This is a genomic window from Luteimonas sp. A611, assembly GCF_054072715.1.
Genome location: NZ_JBSVRP010000001.1, coordinates 413,346 through 433,111 on the forward strand (window position 1 = coordinate 413,346; position 19,766 = coordinate 433,111).

Here is a 19,766-nt window from a genome sequence, read left to right on the forward strand (position 1 = left end):
TCCGCACAGGAGACAGCCATGCAGATGCAGACGATCTGGAGCGATCGCGGCGGCGCACATGCCGCAGGCGGACAGTTGCCAGGCGATGATCTTCCCGTATTGATGATGGCCAGCCGCGGCGGCAGCCTCGCCATCGCGGACGCCGCGGCCAGCGCCTGGATGGTGCTGCGCGGCAGCGCCGGGATCGACTGCCGCGAAGGCCGCTTCGTGCTCTCGCGCGGCCAGTGGATCGTGCTCGAGCGCGACTCGCGGCCGCTGCTGCACACGGCGGTCGATGGGCTGGTTGTCGGCGTTGCGCTGTCGCCACGGATGCAGGCTATGGCTGCGGTGGAAGGCGGGCTGTTCCCGGGCCTGGGCACGATGGCCGCGGGCGCCCGCCACGCCGCGTTGCGCCTGTGGCGCCGCTGCGCGCAGTTCATGCGCAACAGGACCGGACAACACGAGGTCGAGCGCCTGCGGATCGAGCCGCTGCTGCGCCTGCTGGCCTCGCAGCAGACGGGCTTCCGCGAACTGGTCGACCGCTGCCCGGGCCGCTCGCTGCGGCGCCGGCGGCAGGTGTTCGCGCGCATGCAGCGCGCCTGGCTGTACATGGCCGGCAACCTCGACCGTCCGGTACGGATTCCCGAACTCGCCGGGCTGGGCAGCGTCTCGGTCTGGTACTTCACCAAGACCTTCCAGACGCTCTACGGCGAAGGGCCCCAGGCTGCATCGACCCGACTGCGCCTGGTGCACGCGGCGCGGCTGCTGCGCGGCACGCGGCTGTCCGTGGGCGAAGCGGGTGCGGCCTGCGGTTTCGAGAACAACTGCAGCTTCTCGCGTGCCTTCCGCGCGCGCTTCGGCATGCCGCCCTCGCGCTACCGGCTGCACGGAGCCGGGACGCCACACGCGGCAAACCGGGCCGGCATGTGGGGCCAAGCGACGCAGGCATGGGGTCCGTAACGTCGTCGATGCGTTTAACGCACACATAACGAGATCCGGAGAAACCACATGACATCCCCGTTCCGATCGCGCGGCCGCAGGCTCGCGGCGCTGCCGATCGCCATTGCCTGTGCGCTGCCCGCGCTTCCCGCCATCGCCCAGGACGCCGCCCCCGCCGAAGCGCAGACCCTGGACCGCATCCAGGTCACCGGCTCGCGCATCCGCCGTGCCGACATCGAGGGCGCGGTGCCGCTGACCGTGATCGATCGCGCCGCGATCGACGCCAGCGGCGACGTGTCCGTGGCCGACGTGCTGCGCGACACCACCTTCTCGTCGTTCGGCAACTTCCGCCCGCGCTCTGGCAGCACCGCTCAGGCCACCGCCGACATCGACCTGCGCGGCATCGGCTCCGATCGCACCCTGGTGCTGGTTGACGGGCGTCGCGTGCCGTATGCGCCGTCGACGGGCACCAACGCCGACCTCAACACCATCCCGCTGGCGGCGGTGGAGCGCATCGAGATCCTGTCCGACGGCGCGTCGGCGCTGTATGGCTCGGACGCCATCGGTGGGGTGGTCAACATCATCCTGCGCAAGGATTACGACGGCGCCGAGTTCCGCTACGGCGTCGGCACCCCGGCCGTGCGCGGCGGCGATACCGAAGAGGCCTCGCTGGTGTTCGGCACCTCGTCCGACCGCGGCAGCCTGCTGTTCGGCGCTTCGGCCAATTCACGCGACATGGTCTACACCCGCGACCAGATCGGTGGCGACGTGCGCGGCGGCTCGTTCTACGGCAACAACTTCTACTTCGAAAGCGCGACCGACCCGGGCGAGGAGGGCGAGTTCGGCGGTGCGCTGCCGGGCTATGCCTGCGACGACCCCAACTTCTGGCGCAACGGCGAGAACTGCGTGTTCGACTTCAACGCAGTGGCCGCCAACGAAGCCTCGGTGAAGAACAAGTCGCTGTTCGCGCGAGGCAGCTGGCAGATCAACGAGGACTGGTCGATCCACGCCTCGGGCAGCTACAGCGGGACCGACAGCTTTGGCCGCTATGCGCCCACGCCGGGCGCGCTGTACGTGCCGGAAGGCTCGCCCAACGATCCGCTGCTTGGCGACGGCCTGGGCGCATTCGTGTACCACCGCTACGCGGCGGCCGGCAACCGGGACACCTTCGTCGACAACAACGTCGTCGACATCAACGTGGGCTTCAACTGGCAGGCCACCGAGAAGCTCTACGTCGACCTCGGCATGCGTCGCAGCAAGGCCAGGTTCAAGGAGCTCGGACGCGGCTTCATCGTCACCCCGCTGGCCGAGGCCGCTGTCGCAAACGGTTCCTACAACCTGTTCGATCCGTTCGGCAACTCCGAGGAAGTGATCAAGGGCTTCACCGCCACCACCTCGCGCGACGGCGTCTTCGACATCGAGGAGCTGTACGCCAACGCCACGCTCGACCTGTTCGAGCTGGGCGGCGGCACCTCGGTGGTGGCGTTTGGCGCGGAATACCGGCAGGAAGATTACGCCGACATCTTCGACTCGCTGTCGGAGGCGGGGGTGATCGCCGGTTCTTCGGGCAATTCGGCGGCAGGCTCGCGCGAGATCTACGCGGCCTACGCCGAATGGCTGTTCCCGATCGTGGACAGCTTCGACGTCACCGTGGCCGCGCGCTACGACCGTTACAGCGACTACGGAAGCGACGTCTCGCCCAAGGTGTCGCTGCGCTGGCAGCCGCTGGACAACCTGACCCTGCGTGCCTCGGCCGGCCAGGGCTTCCGCGCGCCGCCGCTGCCCTACGTGCACGGCAAGCGCGCGTTCTCGGCCGAGCAGGTGGGCGACTTCCGCACCTGCGTGGTGCTCGGCTACAGCCCGGCCGACTGCGGCGGCGACGCCAACGGCGACAACATCGCCGACGGGCCGCAGAGCGACGACGTGAGCTACCAGGTCGACACCTGGTCCAGCGGCAACCTCGACCTGGAATCGGAGACCTCGCGCCAGTCCAGCGTCGGCCTGGCCTGGGACGCGGCCAGCTGGCTCAACCTGACCCTGGACTACTACCGGATCGAGGTCGAGGACCGCATCCGCCAGATCGAATTCCAGGAGCTGGTCAACTTCGACAACGCCGGCGTCGCGCTGCCCACCGGCACCTCGGTCGTGCGGCGCTCGAACGGCTCGATCAGCGAGGTCAACACCGCCTATGCCAACGAGGGCGACCTGGAAACGAGCGGCCTCGACCTCAACCTGCGCACCCGCTACACGCTGGGCGACGCCGGCCGGCTGGAGAACTGGCTGCAGGTGGCGAAGGTCATCGACTTCACCATCACCGACGGCGACACGGTCAAGGACCGCCTGGGCTGGATCTCCGCGCCCGACCTGCGCGCCACCCTGCGCAACAGCTGGACGCTGGGCGAGCTGACCGCGAACTGGAACATCAACTACATCGACTCGCAGGAAAACCCCGCCAGCACGCCCGCGTTCGGCTTCATCGGCGGGGGGCCGAACTCGCGCCTGGGCAGCTACACCACCCATGACCTGTCGGTGACCTACCGCGCACCGTGGGAGGGCAGCATCACCGTCGGTGTCAACAACGCCGGCGACCGCTATCCCGCGCTGATGGAGGTTCGCGGACGTCCCTGGAACTTCGAGCTCTACGACGCCTACGGCCGGACCCTGTACTTCCGTTACGCGCAGACGTTCTGAACCCTGGGCGCGGTCCGGTGGCGGGACGGGCTTTTGCCACGGATTTCGCGGGTGAACGCGGATCGGGCAGGGTGACTGGTACAAGCCTGAACGGTTGGGTCAGGGATGCCCCGCGGCAAATCGTTGATTTGCAACTCGCGTTCTGCCGCGACGGGGCGGTTCACCGCCCCGTCGCGGAGCCCGGGCGAAACTCGGGGTCCCGTTCCAGCAATGCAACGCTAGGGAACTTTCCGAGGCCTTAGCAGTCATATCTGCCGACTGCTAAACTGCCCCCCATGAACATGCCCATGTCCCAAGCGCTCGTTGCCAACAACCTGCCGGTTACCGCGTTCAACGGTCTGACTCCGCTCGGTTCGCTGGAAGCCTACATCGGCGCGGTCCACCAGATCGCCGTCCTGTCGACCGAGGATGAGCAGGCGCTCGCGCGCCGCTACCGGGACGACGAGGACCTGGATGCCGCCCGTGAGCTGGTGCACTCGCATCTGCGCTTCGTGGTGCACGTCGCGCGTGGCTACAGCGGCTACGGCCTGCAGCTGGCCGACCTGATCCAGGAAGGCAACATCGGCCTGATGAAGGCGGTGAAGCGCTTCGATCCGGACGTCGGCGTGCGCCTGGTGAGCTTCGCGGTGCACTGGATCCGCGCCGAGATGCACGAGTTCATCCTCAAGAACTGGCGCATCGTCAAGGTCGCCACGACCAAGGCGCAGCGCAAGCTGTTCTTCAACCTGCGCAAGAGCAAGACCCGCCTGGGCTGGCTCAATGCCGCCGAGGTCAGGGCGGTTGCCAAGGACCTGAACGTGTCCGAGCGCGAAGTGCTGGAGATGGAGTCGCGACTGTCGGGCCGCGACATCGGCTTCGATGCGCCGTCCGACGAGGACGACGAGCGCGCACCGCCGGCGCCTGCGGCCTACCTGGTCGCGCGCGAAGAGGATCCGGCCCAGGCCTACGAGCGCAGCAGCAGCCGGGACAACAAGCTCGGCCTGCTGCGCGAAGGCATGGCCCGCCTGGATGCGCGCTCGCGCGACATCATCATGCGTCGCTGGCTAGATGACGAGAGCAAGGTCACGCTGCAGGAACTGGCCGACGAATACGGCGTCTCCGCCGAGCGCATCCGCCAGGTCGAGGCCAACGCGTTGAAGAAGATGAAGACGCTGTTCGCGGCCTGAGCCGCGGCGGTGGCCCACAGGAAAGCCCGGCTCCGGCCGGGCTTTTTCGTGGCCGCTCAGTTGACCTGGCCGCCCTTGCCGAACGTGGCCGGACGCTCAGGCGTTGCTGCACCCGATCCGGCGGCTCACCACTTGAACAGCACCAGGCTGATCGCCAGCGCGCCCATGCCGGTCACCAGGCCGTACACCGTCTCGTGGCCCTTGGCGTAGCGCTTGGCCGCCGGCAGCAGCTCGTCCAGCGCCAGGAACACCATGACCCCGGCGATCACCCCGAACACCGCCCCGAACACCGCGTCCGACAGGTACTGGCGCAACAGCACGTAGCCGATGATCGCGCCGATCGGCTCGGCCAGCCCTGAGAGCAGGCAGGCGAAGAAGGCGTAGGCCTTGTTGTTGGTCGCGAAATACACCGGCACCGCGATGGCGATGCCCTCCGGGATGTTGTGGATCGCGATCGCAAAGGCCAGTGGCATGCCCACGCGGGGATCCTCGAGCGTGGCGAAGAACGTCGCCAACCCTTCGGGAAAATTGTGCGCGGTGATCGCGATGGCGGTCAGCAGGCCGACGCGCTTGATGTAATCGCGGTTGTGCTCGCGGAAATAGGGATCATCGACCTCGAGCCGCTCGTGCGGATTGGGTATCAGGCGATCGATCGTCACGATCAGCAGCACGCCGGCCAGGAATGACAGCGTGCCCCAGGTGAATCCGAGCTTCTCGCCGAACTGTGCGGTGAACGACACGATCGACTTGGCGAGGATCTCGCCGAGCGACACGTACACCATCGCACCGCCGGCAAAGGCCAGGCCGAACGCGAGCAGGCGTGCGTTGGGTGTTTTCGAGGCGAAGACCAGCAGGCCGCCGAAGCCGGTTGCAAGGCCCGCCACGGTCGTGACCGCGAGCGCGACCAGCACGTTCTGCATCGGGACGTCGATCATGCGTGGACTGCTCTGGGAGACGCGCCATCCTAGCCCAGCGGCGCGTGATGCGGCGGCCACGCGATGGGCCTGGTCGATCGTTACTCTGTATCGCTTCGATCATCGCCGCCGAGGATGATCCGCGCCGCACGCTGGTAGGTCCAGTACGCCACCGACCAGTTGAGCAGCACCACCGAGCGGTTGCGGAAACCGACCAGGAAGAACAGGTGCGCGAGCAGCCAGAACCACCAGGCCAGGATGCCGGAGAAGCGCACCGCGCCCAGGTCGACGACCGCGGCCATGCGGCCGATGGTCGCGAGGTTGCCGGCGTCGCGATAGCGGAACGGCACGGACTGCCCGTGCTGCAGCCGGGCACGGATCATCTTCGCCACGTGCCGGCCCATCTGCTTGGCGGCCGGCGCCACGCCCGGCACCGGCCTGCCGTCGGCGCGCTCGAGGCTGGCCAGGTCGCCGGCAGCGAAGATGTCGGGGTGACCGGGAATGGAGAGGTCGGGCTCGACATGGACCCTGCCGGCGCGATCCAGCGGCACGCCGAGGCATCGGGCAAGCGGCGAGGCCGCAACACCGGCGGCCCACACCACCGTCCTGGCCGGCACGAACCGGCCGCCGACGCGATAGCCCTCGGCCGTGATCTCCTCCACGGGATCGCCGGTGAGCACTTCCACGCCGAGCCGCTCGAGCTGTTCGCGTGCACGCTGCGAAAGATCTTCGGGGAAGGACGACAGCACGCGTGGCCCGGCTTCGACCAGGCGCACCCGCGCGCGCGCAGGGTCGATGTTGCGGAACTCGCCCTGCAGGGTGTGGCGTGCGATCTCGGCCAGGGTGCCGGCCAGCTCGACGCCGGTCGGGCCGCCGCCGACGATGGCGAAACTCAACCAGGCGTCGCGCTCCGCGGGATCGGTCGCCGATTCGGCGCGTTCGAAGGCCAGCAGCAGCTTGCGGCGCAGGTCGAGCGCGTCGTCGAGCGTCTTCAGCCCGGGCGCGTGCTCGGCCCAGTGGTCGTTGCCGAAATAGGCATGGGTGGCGCCGCTGGCGAGCAGCAGGTAGTCGAAACCGATGTCGCTGCCGTCGGCCAGGCCGACGCGCTTGCCATCGGCATCCACGCCCACCACGGTGGCCATGCGCACGACCACGTTCTTCTGCCGGCGCAGGATCTGGCGCAGCGGCGCGGCGATGTCCGGCGCCGACAGGCCGGCGGTGGCGACCTGGTAGAGCAGCGGCTGGAACAGGTGATGGTTGCCGCGATCGACCAGGGTGATGCAGACCGGCGCGGCCTTGAGTGCGCGCGCGGCCCACAGCCCGGCAAAACCGCCGCCGACGATGACCACATGGGGCAGCGTCGGGGTCATGCGTCGCGGCCGAGGAGCTGCGTCAGCCGATCTTCGCCGCCAGCTGCGCTTCGAGCTTGCGCTGGTCGGCGGCGAAGTTGCGGATGCCTTCGGCCAGCTTCATGGTCGCCATCGGGTCCTCGTTGTGCTGCCAGCGGAACGACCCCTCGTCGAGCGCTGCGGGCGGTTGGCCGCGGTCGCCCGCATCGACCAGGGCGCGCTCCACCGTGGCATCGGATTCCTCCAGCGCCGCCAGCAGGTCGGGTGAGATCGTCAGCCGGTCGCAGCCGGCCAGCGCCAGCACCTGCCCGGTGTTGCGGAAGCTCGCGCCCATCACCACCGTGTCGTAGCCGTGCTGCTTGTAGTACTGCCAGATGCCGGTGACCGACTGCACGCCCGGGTCGTCCTGCGGCGTGGCCGGCTTGTCCATGCCGTTGGCCACGTGCCAGTCGAGGATGCGGCCGACGAAGGGCGAGATCAGGAACACGCCGGCCTCGGCGCAGGCCACGGCCTGGGCGAACGAGAACAGCAGGGTCAGGTTGCAGTGGATGCCTTCGCGCTCGAGCCGCTCGGCGGCGCGGATGCCTTCCCAGGTCGAGGCCATCTTGATCAGCAGGCGATCGCGGCCGATGCCGGCCTGGTCGTACAGCTCCACCAGGCGATGCGCCTTGGCCACGGTGGCCTCGGTATCGAAGCTCAGGCGCGCGTCGACCTCGGTGGACACGCGCCCGGGGATCAGCTTGAGGATCTCGCCGCCGATCGCGACCGACAGCCGGTCGCCCGCGTCGGCCACCCTGGCCTCGCCGCTGCCGCTGGCGGCGGACACGGCCTGCTCCAGGTGCGATGCGTAGGCCGGCAGCGAGGCGGCCTTGAACAGCAGCGACGGATTGGTGGTCGCGTCCATCGGCTTGAAGCGGGCGATGGCTTCGATGTCGCCGGTGTCGGCGACGACGGTGGACAGGGAGCGGAGCTGTTCGAGCTGGGTCGGCATGTCGGATCGGCGCCTGGCGATGCGGGGAAGCGCATATTGTCGCGCATCCCCCGTGGCCTTGCCGTGTTGGTTGCAGCCCGTACGATCGCAGCGGGCCCGCGCTACCCTGAGGCCTGCAATCGCAGGAAGACACGCACATGGCCGAAAGTGAAAAACGCATCGCCCTGCTGATCGACGCAGACAACGCACCCGCATCGAAGATCGACGCGATCCTCAACGAGGTCGCGCGCCACGGCGTGGTCAACGTGCGCCGCGCCTACGGCAACTGGAAGAGCCAGAGTCTGGCGGGCTGGGAAAAGGTGCTGCACGAGTACGCGATCCGGCCGATCCAGCAGTTCGCCTACTCGCCCGGCAAGAACGCCTCGGACATGGCGATGGTGATCGACGCGATGGACCTGATGTTCGCGCGCACCCTGGACGGGTTCGCGGTGGTGTCCAGCGACGCCGACTTCACCCCGCTGGTGATGCGCCTGCGCAACGACGGCTACGCGGTCTACGGCTTCGGCCAGAAGCAGACGCCGCTGCCGTTCGTGAAGGCCTGCTCGACCTTCCTGTACCTGGAGAAGCTGGGCGACGACGGCGACGTGGCGGATGACCAAGTGCGGCCGCAGACTTCGGGCGAACTCAAGGGCGACGCAGGCCTGGCGCACCAGTTGCGCGGCGCGGTGGCAGCCGTCGCCGACGACGAAGGCTGGGCACACCTGGGCGGGGTAGGCAGCCATCTGAACAACCAGGGCTCGTTCGATCCGCGCAACTACGGCTACCGCAGCCTGAGCGCACTGATCGAGGCGGTGGACCTGTTCGAAGTGCGCAGGGAAGGCCAGAAGGTGCTGGTGCGCGAACGGCCACACGCCGACGCGCGACGTCGCCGCCGGCCTGGCAAGGCAGCGCCGGCCAAGGCTGCTCCGGGTGCGACCGGCGCTCAGTAGAGATCGATCGGGTCCACGTCCAGCGACCAGCGCACCTTGCGCGCCTCGGGAAGCGCATGGATCGCGGGAATGGCGCCGTGCAGCGCGGCATGCAGGCCGCGTCGCGACGACGCCACCAGCAGCAGCTGGGCGCGATGCATGCCCGCGCGCTTGGGCATGGGTGCCGGCATCGGCCCGCTGAGCGAGAGCGGCTCGGCCTGAATCCCGTGCGGCTCGGTGGAGCCGGCGCGCCTGCCCCGCGCGGGAGATGCGGGCTCCAGCAGCCGTCGCGCGGCCTGCAGGAACGCCAGCGGCGGCTCGGCGTGCTTGGACTCGGCGCGCAGCAGCGCCAGGTGCGCGTACGGCGGGAATCCGGCGTCCTCGCGCTGGGCCATCTCGTCGCCGGCAAAGGCCGGGTAGCCGCCGGCGATCAGCACCGCCAGCAGCGGATGGCCGGGATGGTGGGTCTGCAGCAGCACCTCGCCGGCACGGCGCGCGCGGCCGGCGCGCCCGGCCACCTGGATCAGCAGCTGGGCCAGCTTCTCGTGCGCGCGGAAGTCAGCCGAGAACAGGCCCTCGTCGACGCCGACCACGCACACCAGGCTCAGGTCCGGCAGGTCGTGGCCCTTGGCCAGCATCTGCGTGCCGATGAGGATGCCGGGGCGGTCGCCGAGTTCGCCCAGCAGTTGCTCCAGCGCGTCGCGACGCTGGGTGCTGCCGCGATCGATGCGCAGCACAGGCACGTCGGCGAACTTCGCCGCCAGCACTTCCTCGATGCGCTCGGTGCCCGCGCCCTGCGGCTGCAGCCCCAGGCTGGCGCAGTCCGGGCAGGCAGGTGGCGACGGCCTGCGGTGGCCGCAGTGGTGGCACTGCAGGCGCCGGCCATGCGCGTGCACGGTCATCGGCCGGCCCTGGTCGGCGGTGCCGCAGCGCGGGCACTGCGCGCTCCAGCCGCAGTCGTGGCACAGCAGCACCGGCGCGTAGCCGCGACGGTTGCGGAACACCAGCACCTGCCCGCCGCCGTCCAGCGCGGCACGGATCGCGTCGAGCATCTGCGTCGACAGGCCGGCCTCGAGCGCGCGCTTGCGCACGTCGACCACGCGTACCGCCGGCGGCTGTGCGTCGCCCGCACGCCGCGACAGGCGCAGGTAGCCGTAGCGGCCGGCGCCGGCGTTGTGCAGCGTCTCCAGCGAGGGGGTGGCGCTGCCCAGCAGCACCGGCACGCCCAGCGCCTTGCCGCGCACCAGGGCGAAGTCGCGGGCGTGGTATCGGATCCCGTCCTGCTGCTTGTAGCTGCCGTCGTGCTCCTCGTCGATCACGATCAGGCCGGCGTCGGGCAGCGGCGTGAATACGGCCGAGCGGGTGCCGACGATCACCCGCGCCTCGCCGCGCCAGGCGGCGGCCCAGGTGCGTGCGCGCTCGCCGTCGTTGAGGCCCGAGTGAGTGGCGTGCACGGGCACGCCCAGGCGGGCGCGGAAGCGCCCCAGCAGCTGCGGGGTCAGCCCGATCTCCGGCACCAGCACCAGCGCCTGGCGGCCCCGCGCAAGACAGTCGGCGATGGCGTGCAGGTAGACCTCGGTCTTGCCGCTGCCGGTGACGCCGTCGAGCAGCATCGGAGCGAAGCCGGACGCGTCGTGCAGCGCATCGATCGCCGTGCGCTGCTCGTCATTGGGGGTCGGACCCGGCTGTGGAGCGGGTGCGAGCTGGGAGGCGGGCACGGCGACGCGCTCGGCATGGCCGCGCCGGGCGAGCGCACGGGCCGCGCTGCGCCACTCGTCGATCGAATCGGCCAGCGCGTCTTCGCCGCGGGCGCTCTCGCGCAACAGTTCGGCCAGCCGCCTCGGCCGGCTGCCTGCGCGCAGGCCGGGCAGGGCGGTGAGGCCGGACTCGGTCAGGCGCCAGGCCCAGGCGTGGGTGTCGGGCAGCGGCTCGCCGCGGCGCAGCGACGCCGGCAGGGCGGTGGCCAGGATCTCGCCCAACGGGGCGTGGGTGTAGCGGCTGAGCCAGTGCAGCGATTCGAGCAGTTCGCCGTGCAGCAGCGGGGCCTCGTCGAGCAGGCCATGCACCGGGCGCAGGCGACCTTCCGGCGCCGGCGCGGCCACTCCGACGCCGGCGATCACGCCGACCAGTTCGCGCGGACCGAAAGGCACGCGCACGCGGCGGCCGATGTCGTGCGCGGCGGGGGCGTGGCCTGGGGGGGCGGCATAGTCGAACAGCCGCAGCGGCGGCAGCGGCAGGGCGACCTGGAACACGGGCGTGAGGGCGTCGGGCACCGCCGAAGTCTAGCGACTGCGTGCGCCTTCCCGCGGCGCGGGATACAAGCCCCGACTTGCGGGCCCAAGTTGTCCCCGGGTGGACGTACATCGTGCAAGTCGATGGCAGGGAAGGGATTTTCCCTTATCCACAATTTGTGTGGATAAGTCTGTGCACGAAGCCCTTTGCAGGCTCGTTTTGGCCGCGCCATCTACGTGAAGAGCTGCCTTGGCCAAAAAATCGCCAGTCCAATATTCACCATGAAAAACAATGGTTTGTCCGTGAAACAAAGCCTTCACATGGACCAAGGCGCTTCACGGCATGGCCGATGTGACATTTTGGCGACGCATGTGCACAACGTGTTGCGCCGCAACCTGAGCGGGATCAGCGAATGAGACTGCCGTCAAGTCCAGGGCCGGCGCGGCGCGGCGCCGTATGATGGCGCGCATCGGGCCGCCCCCGGGCCCGGAAACCGGTCTTCCGTCCTTGAATGATCCCGTCGCGGCGCGTGCCGCCCTGACCGCTTTCCTGCGCGGCGTCGAACGTCGCGGCGTGGTGTTCGCGCAATGGCAGGGCGGGGACGCCGCCGCCGGCGATGCCGCCCTTGCCGCCACCCTGCGTGCCTTTGCGGGGGGCGCGCAGGCGATGCCCTTCGCCGAGTGGCCGCGCCGGTTCTGGGCGATGCTGCTGGCTGCGCCGCAACTGCGTGGCACCACGCCCGCAGCCGGCGACGTGCCGGTCGTGGTGGCGAGCCTGGGAAGCGGCCCGCGCGCCGCCCTGCTGCTGCGGGTGGTGGCCGGCCTGGCCGAATCCGAGGCGGCGGCGGTGCTCGGCATCGCTGGCCCCACCTACCGGCTTGCGCTGCAGCGTGCGCTGCCCCGTGGCCAGGACGGCAGCGCCGATCCCGGTGCCTGGCGTGAGCTGTCGCAGGCAGCGCAACTGGCGGTGCGTGCGGTGCCGGCGGAGCGGCTGGAGACGATCGCGATGCTGCGCGACGGGGTGCGTCCCCGACCGGTGCGCGCGATCACGCCGCCCCAGCCCGGCCGGCCGGGCTGGCTCTGGCCGGCGACCGTGGCGGTCGTGGCGTTGACCGCCGGCGCGCTGGCAGCTACCTGGTGGGGTCCGTGGATTGCCGGTGCGGAGCCAGACGGCGATGCGCGCATCCGTATTGAAACCCTGCCGCCAGCGGCGGCGCCGGCCGCGCGCTTCGACCCGGCCAGTGCGCTGGCCAGCCATCGCGACCTCGACCTGCTTGTCGCGCAGGTGAGCGGCGCCTTCGCCGACGATGCCGATCCGGCATTCGACGCCTGGCTGGTGGACGCGTTGTCGCAGGAAGGTGCCACCCTGGCACCGCCCGAAACCACCGCGGTCGATGCCGATGCCGCATCGCAGGAGCAGGTGGATGCGCCGCAGTAGGCCACGCCGGTCGGCGGCCGCCGCGCTGGCGCTGCTGCTGGCCGCGGCCAGTGCGGGCGCGCAGCCCGCTGGAGATGCCGCGGCGCGGCTGGCCGCGCTCACGACCGAGCAGCGGCAGGCGCTGCAGCGGCGCGTCGAGGCCTGGGAGGCGCTTCCCGAGCCGATGCGTCGCGAGCGTCGCGAGGCGTGGCTGGCCTGGCGCGTCCTGCCCGACGGCGAACGCCAGCGCATGCGCGCCGCCCGCGAGGCCTGGCTGGCGCTGCCGGTCGCCGAGCAGCAGGCGTTGCGTGCGCGCTTCGACGCGCTGGATGCGGGCATCGCCCGCGGCTGGCTGCTGGGCCCGGTGCTTGGCGCGGACTGGTCGCGGCTGCACGCGCTGTTCGCGCAGGTGCCGCCGGAGGGCCGCGATGCGCTGCTGCAGGCACTGCATGCACTGCCGGCGCAGGCGCGCGACGACCTTGCGGTGCTGGCCCAGCGCACGCCGCCGCAGGAGAGGGAGGCATTGAGGGCGGAATTGCTGGCGCAGCCGCAGGCGCAGCGTGCGCAGTGGCTGCGACGTCGCGTCGACCCCTGACGGGGCGACGCACGGCAGGACGGCGTGTCCCCCGCGCTGCGCGGTGCGGCTTCAGCCGCTCAACGGCCGCAGGATCCTCCGCGACGCGCGCACGCGGTCGCCGAACAGTTCCGCGCTTTCGGCGCGCATCCTCGCGGCGTGGTCGCGAAGGTAGGCGTCCAGCGCGGCGCCATCGCGCAGGCGGTAGTGCATGCACAGCAGCAGATGACCGGCATCGGGCGGCTGTTCCACCACCTCGAATGCATCGGCTGCCTCGAACCCCGGCAGCGCCAGGATGCGCTGCAAGTGGCCGGGCAGCCAGGCCAGGAGCGCCTCGGCGCTCCCGCGTTCGACCCGCAGGCTCACTTCGTAGAGCAGCATCGCGTCCTCCTGCCTACATCCAGACCAGGCTGGTGATCGTGGTGAATACTGCGCCAAAACTCAGCAACACCGAATAGCACAGGCCGATCGCGCCAAACTTGAGCAGGGTCATCGGCCAGCCCTGCGCGTACACGCGTTTTTGCATCAACAGCAGGTACACCGGCATCCAGATCCAGATGGCGGCCTCGACCAGGTCGAACGCGATCTGCAGCCCGACGTTGCGTGGCGCCAACCAGTGCTCCAGGCCCATCGCCAGGAACATCAGCAGCAGCGCCAGGCACACGAAGGCATGGCTGTGCAGCGCCACAATCAGGTGCTCCATGTACAGGCGCCGCCTGAACACGTAGGCGATCTTGAGCATCAGCGCGAACAGCGGCAGCAGCACGAACAGGGTCGAGGGAATCGCGCCGAGCACGGCGTCCTTGAACAGGTCCGGATCCTCCTGCAGGCGCGGGATGTTCTTCTGCAGGCGCCCGATCTGCTGGTTGATCCAGTCGTTGGCGAAGCCGGGCAGGGAGGCGATGTGGACCGGGTTGGTCTCCGCATCCCAGGGCTCGCTGCCGCTGAACTGCAGCCGGTTCAGGCGCGGCACCGGCGGCGGACCATTGGTCTGCTCGGCATGGCGGAAGGCGGCGATGCGCTCCTCCGCCTGGGCGCGGATCGCCGCTTCGCTGGCGGTCATGGCGGCCGCGGCCGTGCGCTGGCCCACGCGAGCGCCGACGCCGTCGCCGGCTTCGGCTGCATCGGCCCCGGCTTCGAGTTCGGCGCGCGAGGTGGCGATCCTGGACAGCGCCCGGTCGCGCGCCTGTTCGACCTGGGCGATGTCGAGCGCGGTCTCGATGCCGTTGTCACCGCCCAGCTGCACCGGGTTCTCGTTGCCGAAGCTGAGGGTGAGCTTGCCGATGAAGAAGGTCAGCACCGCGAGGAAGAAGAACAGGCGGAACGGGCTGACGTAGCGGATGCGGCGCCCGGCGAAGTATTCCAGGGTGAGATGGCCCGGACGCGCGAGCAGCGGCCCCAGCGTGCGCGGTGTGCGCGAGTCCCAGTCGAACACGCTGTCGAGCACGTCCCCCACCAGGCTCGAGAAGTGGCGCACCAGGCCCTTCACCGGCTGCCCGCATGCATGGCAGTGTTCGCCCAGCAGCGCGGCGCCGCAGTTGGCGCAATCGGACTGGGCGGCGTCGGGTACGGCGATCGCCGCCGGCTGCTCGTGCGATGTACTCATCGGCGTCGTGGCTCCCGTGCTTCGGCGTGTCGAACGCGTCCTTCCGAAACCCGCGCGGCAGGTGGGAAATCCGTCGCGCCAGCTCGTGCCGGCGCCCCGGGACCCCGCGCCTGCCGCCCGGGACGGCGGGGCCGGCACCATGCGGTCGCCATGAATGGCGGCCACTGGCATCGGCGGGTAAGATACCGGCCGCCGCCGACCCGGCGCCAGCGCAGCGATAGTGGATCGCTGCCGGCCGCAGTCGCGCCCTCCCAGACCCCCATGCCTCCGCCCGCCCCGCCGGCGCGCTTCCGCGGTGAAGTGCGCACCACCGCCGTGCTTGCCGCGCCGCTGGTCGCGGGCCATCTGGCCACCGGCCTGATCGGCTTCGTCGACAACGTCATTGCCGGCCGCCACGGCACCAATACGCTGGCCGGCGTGGCGGTCGGGACGGCGCTGTTCTGGCTGCCGATGCTGGTGCCCATGGGCACGCTGATGGCGCTGCCGCCGTCGGTGTCGCAGCTCGATGGCGCCGGCCGCCAGGCGGAGGTCGGGCCGCTGTTCCGGCAGGCGCTGTGGCTGTCGCTGATGCTGGGGCTGCTGCTGTTCGCCTGCCTCAGCCTGTCGGTGCATGCGCTTGAGCCGATGGGCATCGCGGCCGAGGTTCGGCCCACGGCGACCGCCTTCCTGCACGGCATCCGCTGGGGCATTCCCGCGCTCACGCTCTACTTCTGCATGCGCTACCTGTGCGACGGCATGCACTGGACGTTGCCGACCATGGTCTTCGGCTTCGGCGGGCTGCTGGTGCTGCTGCCGCTGGGCTATGCGATGGCCTTCGGCGCGTTCGGCTTCGCGGAGATGGGCGCGGGCGGCCTGGGCCTGGCCTCGGCGACGATGATGTGGCTGCAGGTGGCCGGCTTCCTGGTCTACCTGGCGCGGGCGCGCAGGTTCGAGGCGCTGCGGCTGTTCGAGCGCTTCGACCCGCCGCGCTGGCGCGAGATCTCCGGTCTGCTGCGCACCGGCCTGCCGATCGGCGTGACCGTGGCGATGGAGGGCGGCCTGTTCGTCGCCACCGCGCTGCTGATCGGGCGCCTTGGTGAGCTCGAGGTTGCCGCGCACCAGATCGCGATCAACGTCGCCTCGCTGTGTTTCATGATTCCCTTCGGCCTGGCCGAAGCGACCACGGTGCGCGTGGGCCACGCGGTGGGCGCAGGCCGCGGGTCGGCGGGCGTGCGGCGCGCGGCCTACGCCGGCATCGTGCTGGTGCTGGCCACCCAGGCGGCGTCTGCAACGGTGCTGCTGGGCTGGCACGATGCGATCGCCGCGATCTACACGCGCGACCTGGCGGTGGCGTCGCTGGCCGGGACGCTGCTGCTGTACGCCGCCGCTTTCCAGTTTCCCGACGGCGTGCAGGTGCTGTCGGCCGGCGCCCTGCGCGGGCTCAAGGACACGCGCGTGCCGATGTTCATCGCCGCCATCGCGTACTGGGGCGTGGGCATGCCGCTGGGAGCCGGGCTGGGCCTCGGGCTGGGCTGGGGGCCGAAAGGCATGTGGCTGGGCCTGATCGCCGGCCTGCTGGTCGCCTCGGTGCTGATGGCATGGCGCTTCATGCGCAGCAGCAGGCCCGCCGCCCTGCCAACCGGCCTGGTGACCAAAGACGCATGAAAACCCGGCACTCGCCGGGTACCCTGAGCATCCGCAACAGCGAGCATCTGCCCAAATGAGTCAAGCCTCTTCGCGCGGCCCCGTCGCGCGCGCCATCGTCGGCGTCTGGGACGGGATGAACTTCGTCCGCCGGCTGATCCTCAACCTGCTGTTCTTCTTCCTGCTGCTGCTGGTGCTGGTGGCCATCGTCGGCAGTGGCAGGGGCGTGGCGCCGCTGGACAAGCGCACCACCCTGGTCTTCGCGCCCGAGGCGCAGCTGGTGGAGCAGTACACCACCGATGCGATGAGCCGCTCGCTGCAGGCCAGCTTCGGCCAGGGGCCGGGGGAAGTGCAGTTGCGCGACGTGCTCAAGGTGCTGGAGGCCGCGCGCACCGACGACAACATCGAGCGCGTGCTGCTGCGCGTGGACCGCATGGGCTTCTCGGGGTTTGCCGCGATCCGCGAGGTCGGCGCCGCGATCCAGGCCCTGCGCGACTCGGGCAAGCAGGTCATCGCCTTCGGCGAGCGCTTCAGCCAGGGGCAATACCTGCTGGCCGCGCATGCCGACGAGGTCTATCTCGATCCACAGGGCGAGGTGCTGCTGCTGGGCCTGAGCGGCTACCGCCAGTTCTATCGCGAAGGGCTGCAGGACAAGCTCGGCATCGACATGCACCTGTTCAAGGTGGGCGAGTACAAGTCGGCTGCCGAACCCTTCATCCGCGACGACGCCTCGCCCGAGGCCAAGGAAGCGGACCTGTTCTGGCGCGGCGACGTCTGGCAGCGCTACCTGGCCGATGTCGCGCGCCTGCGCGGCACCACCGCCGCGACGCTCGCGGCCAGCATCGACACCCTGCCCGAGGGCATCGCCGCGGCCAATGGCGACACCGCGCAGTACGCGCTGCAGCAGAAGCTGGTCGACGGGCTGAAGACGCAGGAGCAGGTCGAGAACCTGCTGGCCGAGCGCGGCGAGGTCGACGAGGATGCCGACGGCGGTTTCCGCCAGGCCGGTTTCCTCGACTACCTGCGCCACGCCGAGGGCCCGCCGCGTCCGGCCGATTCGCGGCCGCAGGTGGCGGTGGTGGTGGCCGAGGGCGAGATCGTCGACGGCCGCCAGCCGCCGGGCAGGATCGGCGGCGAGTCGACTGCGGAGCTGCTGCGCGAGGCGCGCGACGACGACGACGTCAAGGCGGTGGTGCTGCGGGTGAACTCGCCGGGCGGTTCGGCCTACGCCTCGGAAGTGATCCGCCGCGAGATCCTCGGCCTGAAGGCGGCGGACAAGCCGGTGGTGGTGTCGTTCGGTGATGTCGCCGCGTCCGGCGGCTACTGGATCAGCATGGACGCCGAGCGGATCTATGCCGACCCGTCGACGATCACCGGTTCGATCGGCATCTTCGGCCTGGTGCCCACCTTTCCGCGCGCGCTGGAGAAGATCGGCGTGCACACCGATGGCGTGGCGACCACGCGCATGGCGGGCGCTTTCGACCTGAGCCGGCCGCTGTCGCCCGAAGTGGGGCAGGTGATCCAGTCCTACATCGACAAGGGCTACCGCGATTTCATCACCCGCGCGGCGCAGGGTCGCAAGCGTACGCCCGAGCAGATCGACGAGGTCGCGCGTGGCCGTGTCTGGACCGGCGACCAGGCGCGCGAGCGTGGGCTGGTAGATGAGTTCGGCGGCATCCAGGCGGCGGTGGCCGACGCCGCCGCGCGCGCGAAGCTGGGTGAAACCGGGACATGGCGCGTGCGCTATGTCGAGCGCGCGGCGACGCCGTTCGAGAAGTGGTTCACCGGCTTTGTGCAGGGTCGCATCGGCCAGGCCTGGCTCAAGGATTCGGAGTTCGCGCAGACGCTGCTGTCGCGCGCCGTGCCGCAGGCCGAGCGCGACCTGCGCGTGCTGGAGCAGGTGCTGCAGACCCGCGACGGCGCGCCGGTCTCGGTGCTGGCGCACTGCTTCTGCGGGATCTGACGGCAACGGCGCATCGCGATTGCCTTTCCGCAGGGCTGGCGATTGCGCCAGGTGTCATGCCTCCATGAGTGGGCGGTCAAGCCTCTTGGAGATCCGTCGCTGCGCTCGAGATGACATCGGGATTGATGTCTGACGCGGCGGATTGTCATTTCGACCGCAGGGAGAAATCTCCGGGGCGCCCGAACGCAGATCCCCCGGTGCTCCCGGCATGACAGTGCGCAGCCGGCATGCCGGCGTTGCTGTCCGACCGCTGGGGATCTCTGCGGGCGCCGCATCGCGCCCGCCATTGCGGCATCCTCAGCGCTTCACGTCCAGGCGCTCGCCGCGCACCAGCGCCATCACGTCCTCCGCATCGACGAGGTTGAAATCGCCTGGTACCGCATGCTTCAGGCAGCCGGCGGCATGGCCGAAGCGCAGGCTGTCCAGGTCGTCCCAGCCCGACGCCAGGCCATGCAGCACGCCGGCGGCGAATGCGTCGCCACCGCCGATGCGGTCGACGATGCCGTGCAGCTCGCGCGGCTCGACCTGGTGCAGCGCGCCGTCGCGCGTGGCCATCAGCGCACCCAGCGCGTGCTGTTCGACGCTGGCCTGGGCACGGGTGGTGCACGCCAACCGCTGCAGGCGCGGGAACGCCTCGAAGGCACGGCTTGCGGCACGCGCGAAGCGCTGCGCGTGCGGGACCTCGCCGTCGCCGTCCTGCGCGCCCAGCACCACGTCGATGTCGCGATGATCGGCAAAGGCGATGTCCGCCGCCTCCAGCAGCGGGCGCAGGATGCGCGCCGGCTCGCCATCCCAGGCGGCCCACAGCTTGGGGCGGAAGTTGCCGTCGAACGACACGCGTACGCCCAGGTCCACCGCGGCGCGCACTGCTGCGGTGGCGGCGGTCGCAGTCGCGGCGCCCAGTGCCGGGGTCACGCCCGACACGTGCAGCCAGCCGGCGCCGCGCAGCAGCGCAGGCCAGTCGTAGTCGCCAGCCGGGGCCAGCGCAAACGCCGAGCCGGCGCGGTCGTACAGCACCTCGCTGGGCCGGTGCCCGGCGCCGGTCGCCAGGAAGTACAGCCCCATGCGCCCTTCCGCCAGGCGCACGGCGCGGGTGTCGACGCCGTGGCGGCGCAGGTCCCCCAGCGCCGCCTGCCCCAGCGCGTTGTCGGCGACAGTGCCCAGCATGGCGACTTCGTGGCCGAAGCGGGCCAGCGAGACCCCGACGTTGGCCTCCGCGCCGCCAATCCGCACCTCGAGCCGGGGCGACTGCAGCAGCAGCTCCCGCCCGGGCGCCGCCAGGCGCAGCAACAGTTCACCGAAACACGCGATACGACCGCCCATGGGGCCTCCTGTCAGGAATTCTGCATCTTGGGACACGCCGGCCCGGAGCGATTTTTTGCACCGCAGCATGCTTGCCGGGAAAGGTTTTGTTA

At 70.4% G+C, this 19,766-nt stretch carries 15 protein-coding genes; 8 read left to right on the forward strand and 7 right to left on the reverse strand.

From position 1 onward, the window contains the following. The first annotated feature begins 18 nt into the window (after nucleotides 1-18). The 3 genes from ACW5EG_RS01790 to rpoH all read left to right on the forward strand — a co-directional run bounded on the left by ACW5EG_RS01790 (nucleotide 19) and on the right by rpoH (nucleotide 4,775). Nucleotides 19-939 carry a helix-turn-helix transcriptional regulator gene (locus ACW5EG_RS01790; protein ID WP_457016984.1) on the forward strand — a complete coding sequence of 307 codons (921 nt, stop codon included), beginning with the start codon at nucleotides 19-21 and terminating at the stop codon, nucleotides 937-939. 48 nt (nucleotides 940-987) lie between these two features. Next, entirely contained in the window at nucleotides 988-3,609 is a 2,622-nt protein-coding gene (locus ACW5EG_RS01795) for a TonB-dependent receptor plug domain-containing protein (protein ID WP_457020688.1), read from the forward strand. Between the two features lie 275 nt (nucleotides 3,610-3,884). Further along, nucleotides 3,885-4,775, forward strand: a complete 891-nt coding sequence (gene rpoH / locus ACW5EG_RS01800) for an RNA polymerase sigma factor RpoH (RefSeq protein ID WP_457016987.1) — start codon at nucleotides 3,885-3,887, stop codon at nucleotides 4,773-4,775. A 125-nt stretch (nucleotides 4,776-4,900) separates the two neighbouring features. On the opposite strand, the gene zupT is transcribed toward rpoH, so the two are convergent. The 3 genes from zupT to tal all read right to left on the reverse strand — a co-directional run bounded on the left by zupT (nucleotide 4,901) and on the right by tal (nucleotide 8,029). Beyond that, on the reverse strand, nucleotides 4,901-5,710 hold the full coding sequence (gene zupT / locus ACW5EG_RS01805) for a zinc transporter ZupT (protein WP_457020689.1): 810 nt from the start codon (nucleotides 5,708-5,710) through the stop codon (nucleotides 4,901-4,903). An 80-nt stretch (nucleotides 5,711-5,790) separates the two neighbouring features. Then, a complete protein-coding gene (locus ACW5EG_RS01810) occupies nucleotides 5,791-7,059 on the reverse strand; it encodes an NAD(P)/FAD-dependent oxidoreductase (RefSeq protein WP_457020690.1) in 1,269 nt (422 codons plus the stop codon). A 22-nt stretch (nucleotides 7,060-7,081) separates the two neighbouring features. Then, a complete protein-coding gene (gene tal / locus ACW5EG_RS01815) occupies nucleotides 7,082-8,029 on the reverse strand; it encodes a transaldolase (protein ID WP_457016991.1) in 948 nt (315 codons plus the stop codon). A 137-nt stretch (nucleotides 8,030-8,166) separates the two neighbouring features. Between tal and ACW5EG_RS01820 the strand changes: the two genes are divergently transcribed. Further along, the gene (locus tag ACW5EG_RS01820) at nucleotides 8,167-8,958 is read left to right on the forward strand and encodes an NYN domain-containing protein (protein WP_457016993.1); all 792 of its coding nucleotides are present in this window, start codon (nucleotides 8,167-8,169) and stop codon (nucleotides 8,956-8,958) included. Here the strand turns inward: ACW5EG_RS01820 and ACW5EG_RS01825 are convergent. Beyond that, nucleotides 8,952-11,210 (reverse strand): primosomal protein N', encoded by a 2,259-nt coding sequence (locus ACW5EG_RS01825; protein WP_457016995.1) that lies wholly within the window; start codon nucleotides 11,208-11,210, stop codon nucleotides 8,952-8,954. The genes ACW5EG_RS01820 and ACW5EG_RS01825 overlap by 7 nt on opposite strands. A gap of 466 nt (nucleotides 11,211-11,676) precedes the next feature. Here ACW5EG_RS01825 and ACW5EG_RS01830 point away from each other — a divergent pair, with 466 nt between their 5' ends. Together ACW5EG_RS01830 and ACW5EG_RS01835 are read left to right on the forward strand one after the other, a co-directional pair. Beyond that, on the forward strand, nucleotides 11,677-12,606 hold the full coding sequence (locus ACW5EG_RS01830; protein WP_457016997.1) for a hypothetical protein: 930 nt from the start codon (nucleotides 11,677-11,679) through the stop codon (nucleotides 12,604-12,606). After that, entirely contained in the window at nucleotides 12,593-13,180 is a 588-nt protein-coding gene (locus tag ACW5EG_RS01835; RefSeq protein ID WP_457016998.1) for a DUF3106 domain-containing protein, read from the forward strand. Before ACW5EG_RS01830 ends, ACW5EG_RS01835 begins: the two co-directional genes overlap by 14 nt. 51 nt (nucleotides 13,181-13,231) lie before the next feature. On the opposite strand, the gene ACW5EG_RS01840 is transcribed toward ACW5EG_RS01835, so the two are convergent. Together ACW5EG_RS01840 and ACW5EG_RS01845 are read right to left on the reverse strand one after the other, a co-directional pair. Beyond that, entirely contained in the window at nucleotides 13,232-13,540 is a 309-nt protein-coding gene (locus ACW5EG_RS01840; protein ID WP_457020691.1) for a DUF4286 family protein, read from the reverse strand. Nucleotides 13,541-13,553: 13 nt separating this feature from the next. Further along, on the reverse strand, nucleotides 13,554-14,765 hold the full coding sequence (locus ACW5EG_RS01845; protein ID WP_457020692.1) for a DUF3667 domain-containing protein: 1,212 nt from the start codon (nucleotides 14,763-14,765) through the stop codon (nucleotides 13,554-13,556). 261 nt (nucleotides 14,766-15,026) lie between these two features. On the opposite strand from ACW5EG_RS01845, the gene ACW5EG_RS01850 reads away from it, so the two are divergent. Together ACW5EG_RS01850 and sppA are read left to right on the forward strand one after the other, a co-directional pair. Further along, the gene (locus tag ACW5EG_RS01850; RefSeq protein ID WP_457020694.1) at nucleotides 15,027-16,409 is read left to right on the forward strand and encodes an MATE family efflux transporter; all 1,383 of its coding nucleotides are present in this window, start codon (nucleotides 15,027-15,029) and stop codon (nucleotides 16,407-16,409) included. 55 nt (nucleotides 16,410-16,464) lie between these two features. Beyond that, the gene (sppA, locus tag ACW5EG_RS01855) at nucleotides 16,465-18,351 is read left to right on the forward strand and encodes a signal peptide peptidase SppA (RefSeq protein WP_457017004.1); all 1,887 of its coding nucleotides are present in this window, start codon (nucleotides 16,465-16,467) and stop codon (nucleotides 18,349-18,351) included. A 297-nt stretch (nucleotides 18,352-18,648) separates the two neighbouring features. On the opposite strand, the gene ACW5EG_RS01860 is transcribed toward sppA, so the two are convergent. Next, the gene (locus ACW5EG_RS01860; protein WP_457020695.1) at nucleotides 18,649-19,674 is read right to left on the reverse strand and encodes a sugar kinase; all 1,026 of its coding nucleotides are present in this window, start codon (nucleotides 19,672-19,674) and stop codon (nucleotides 18,649-18,651) included. Nucleotides 19,675-19,766: the final 92 nt, after the last annotated feature.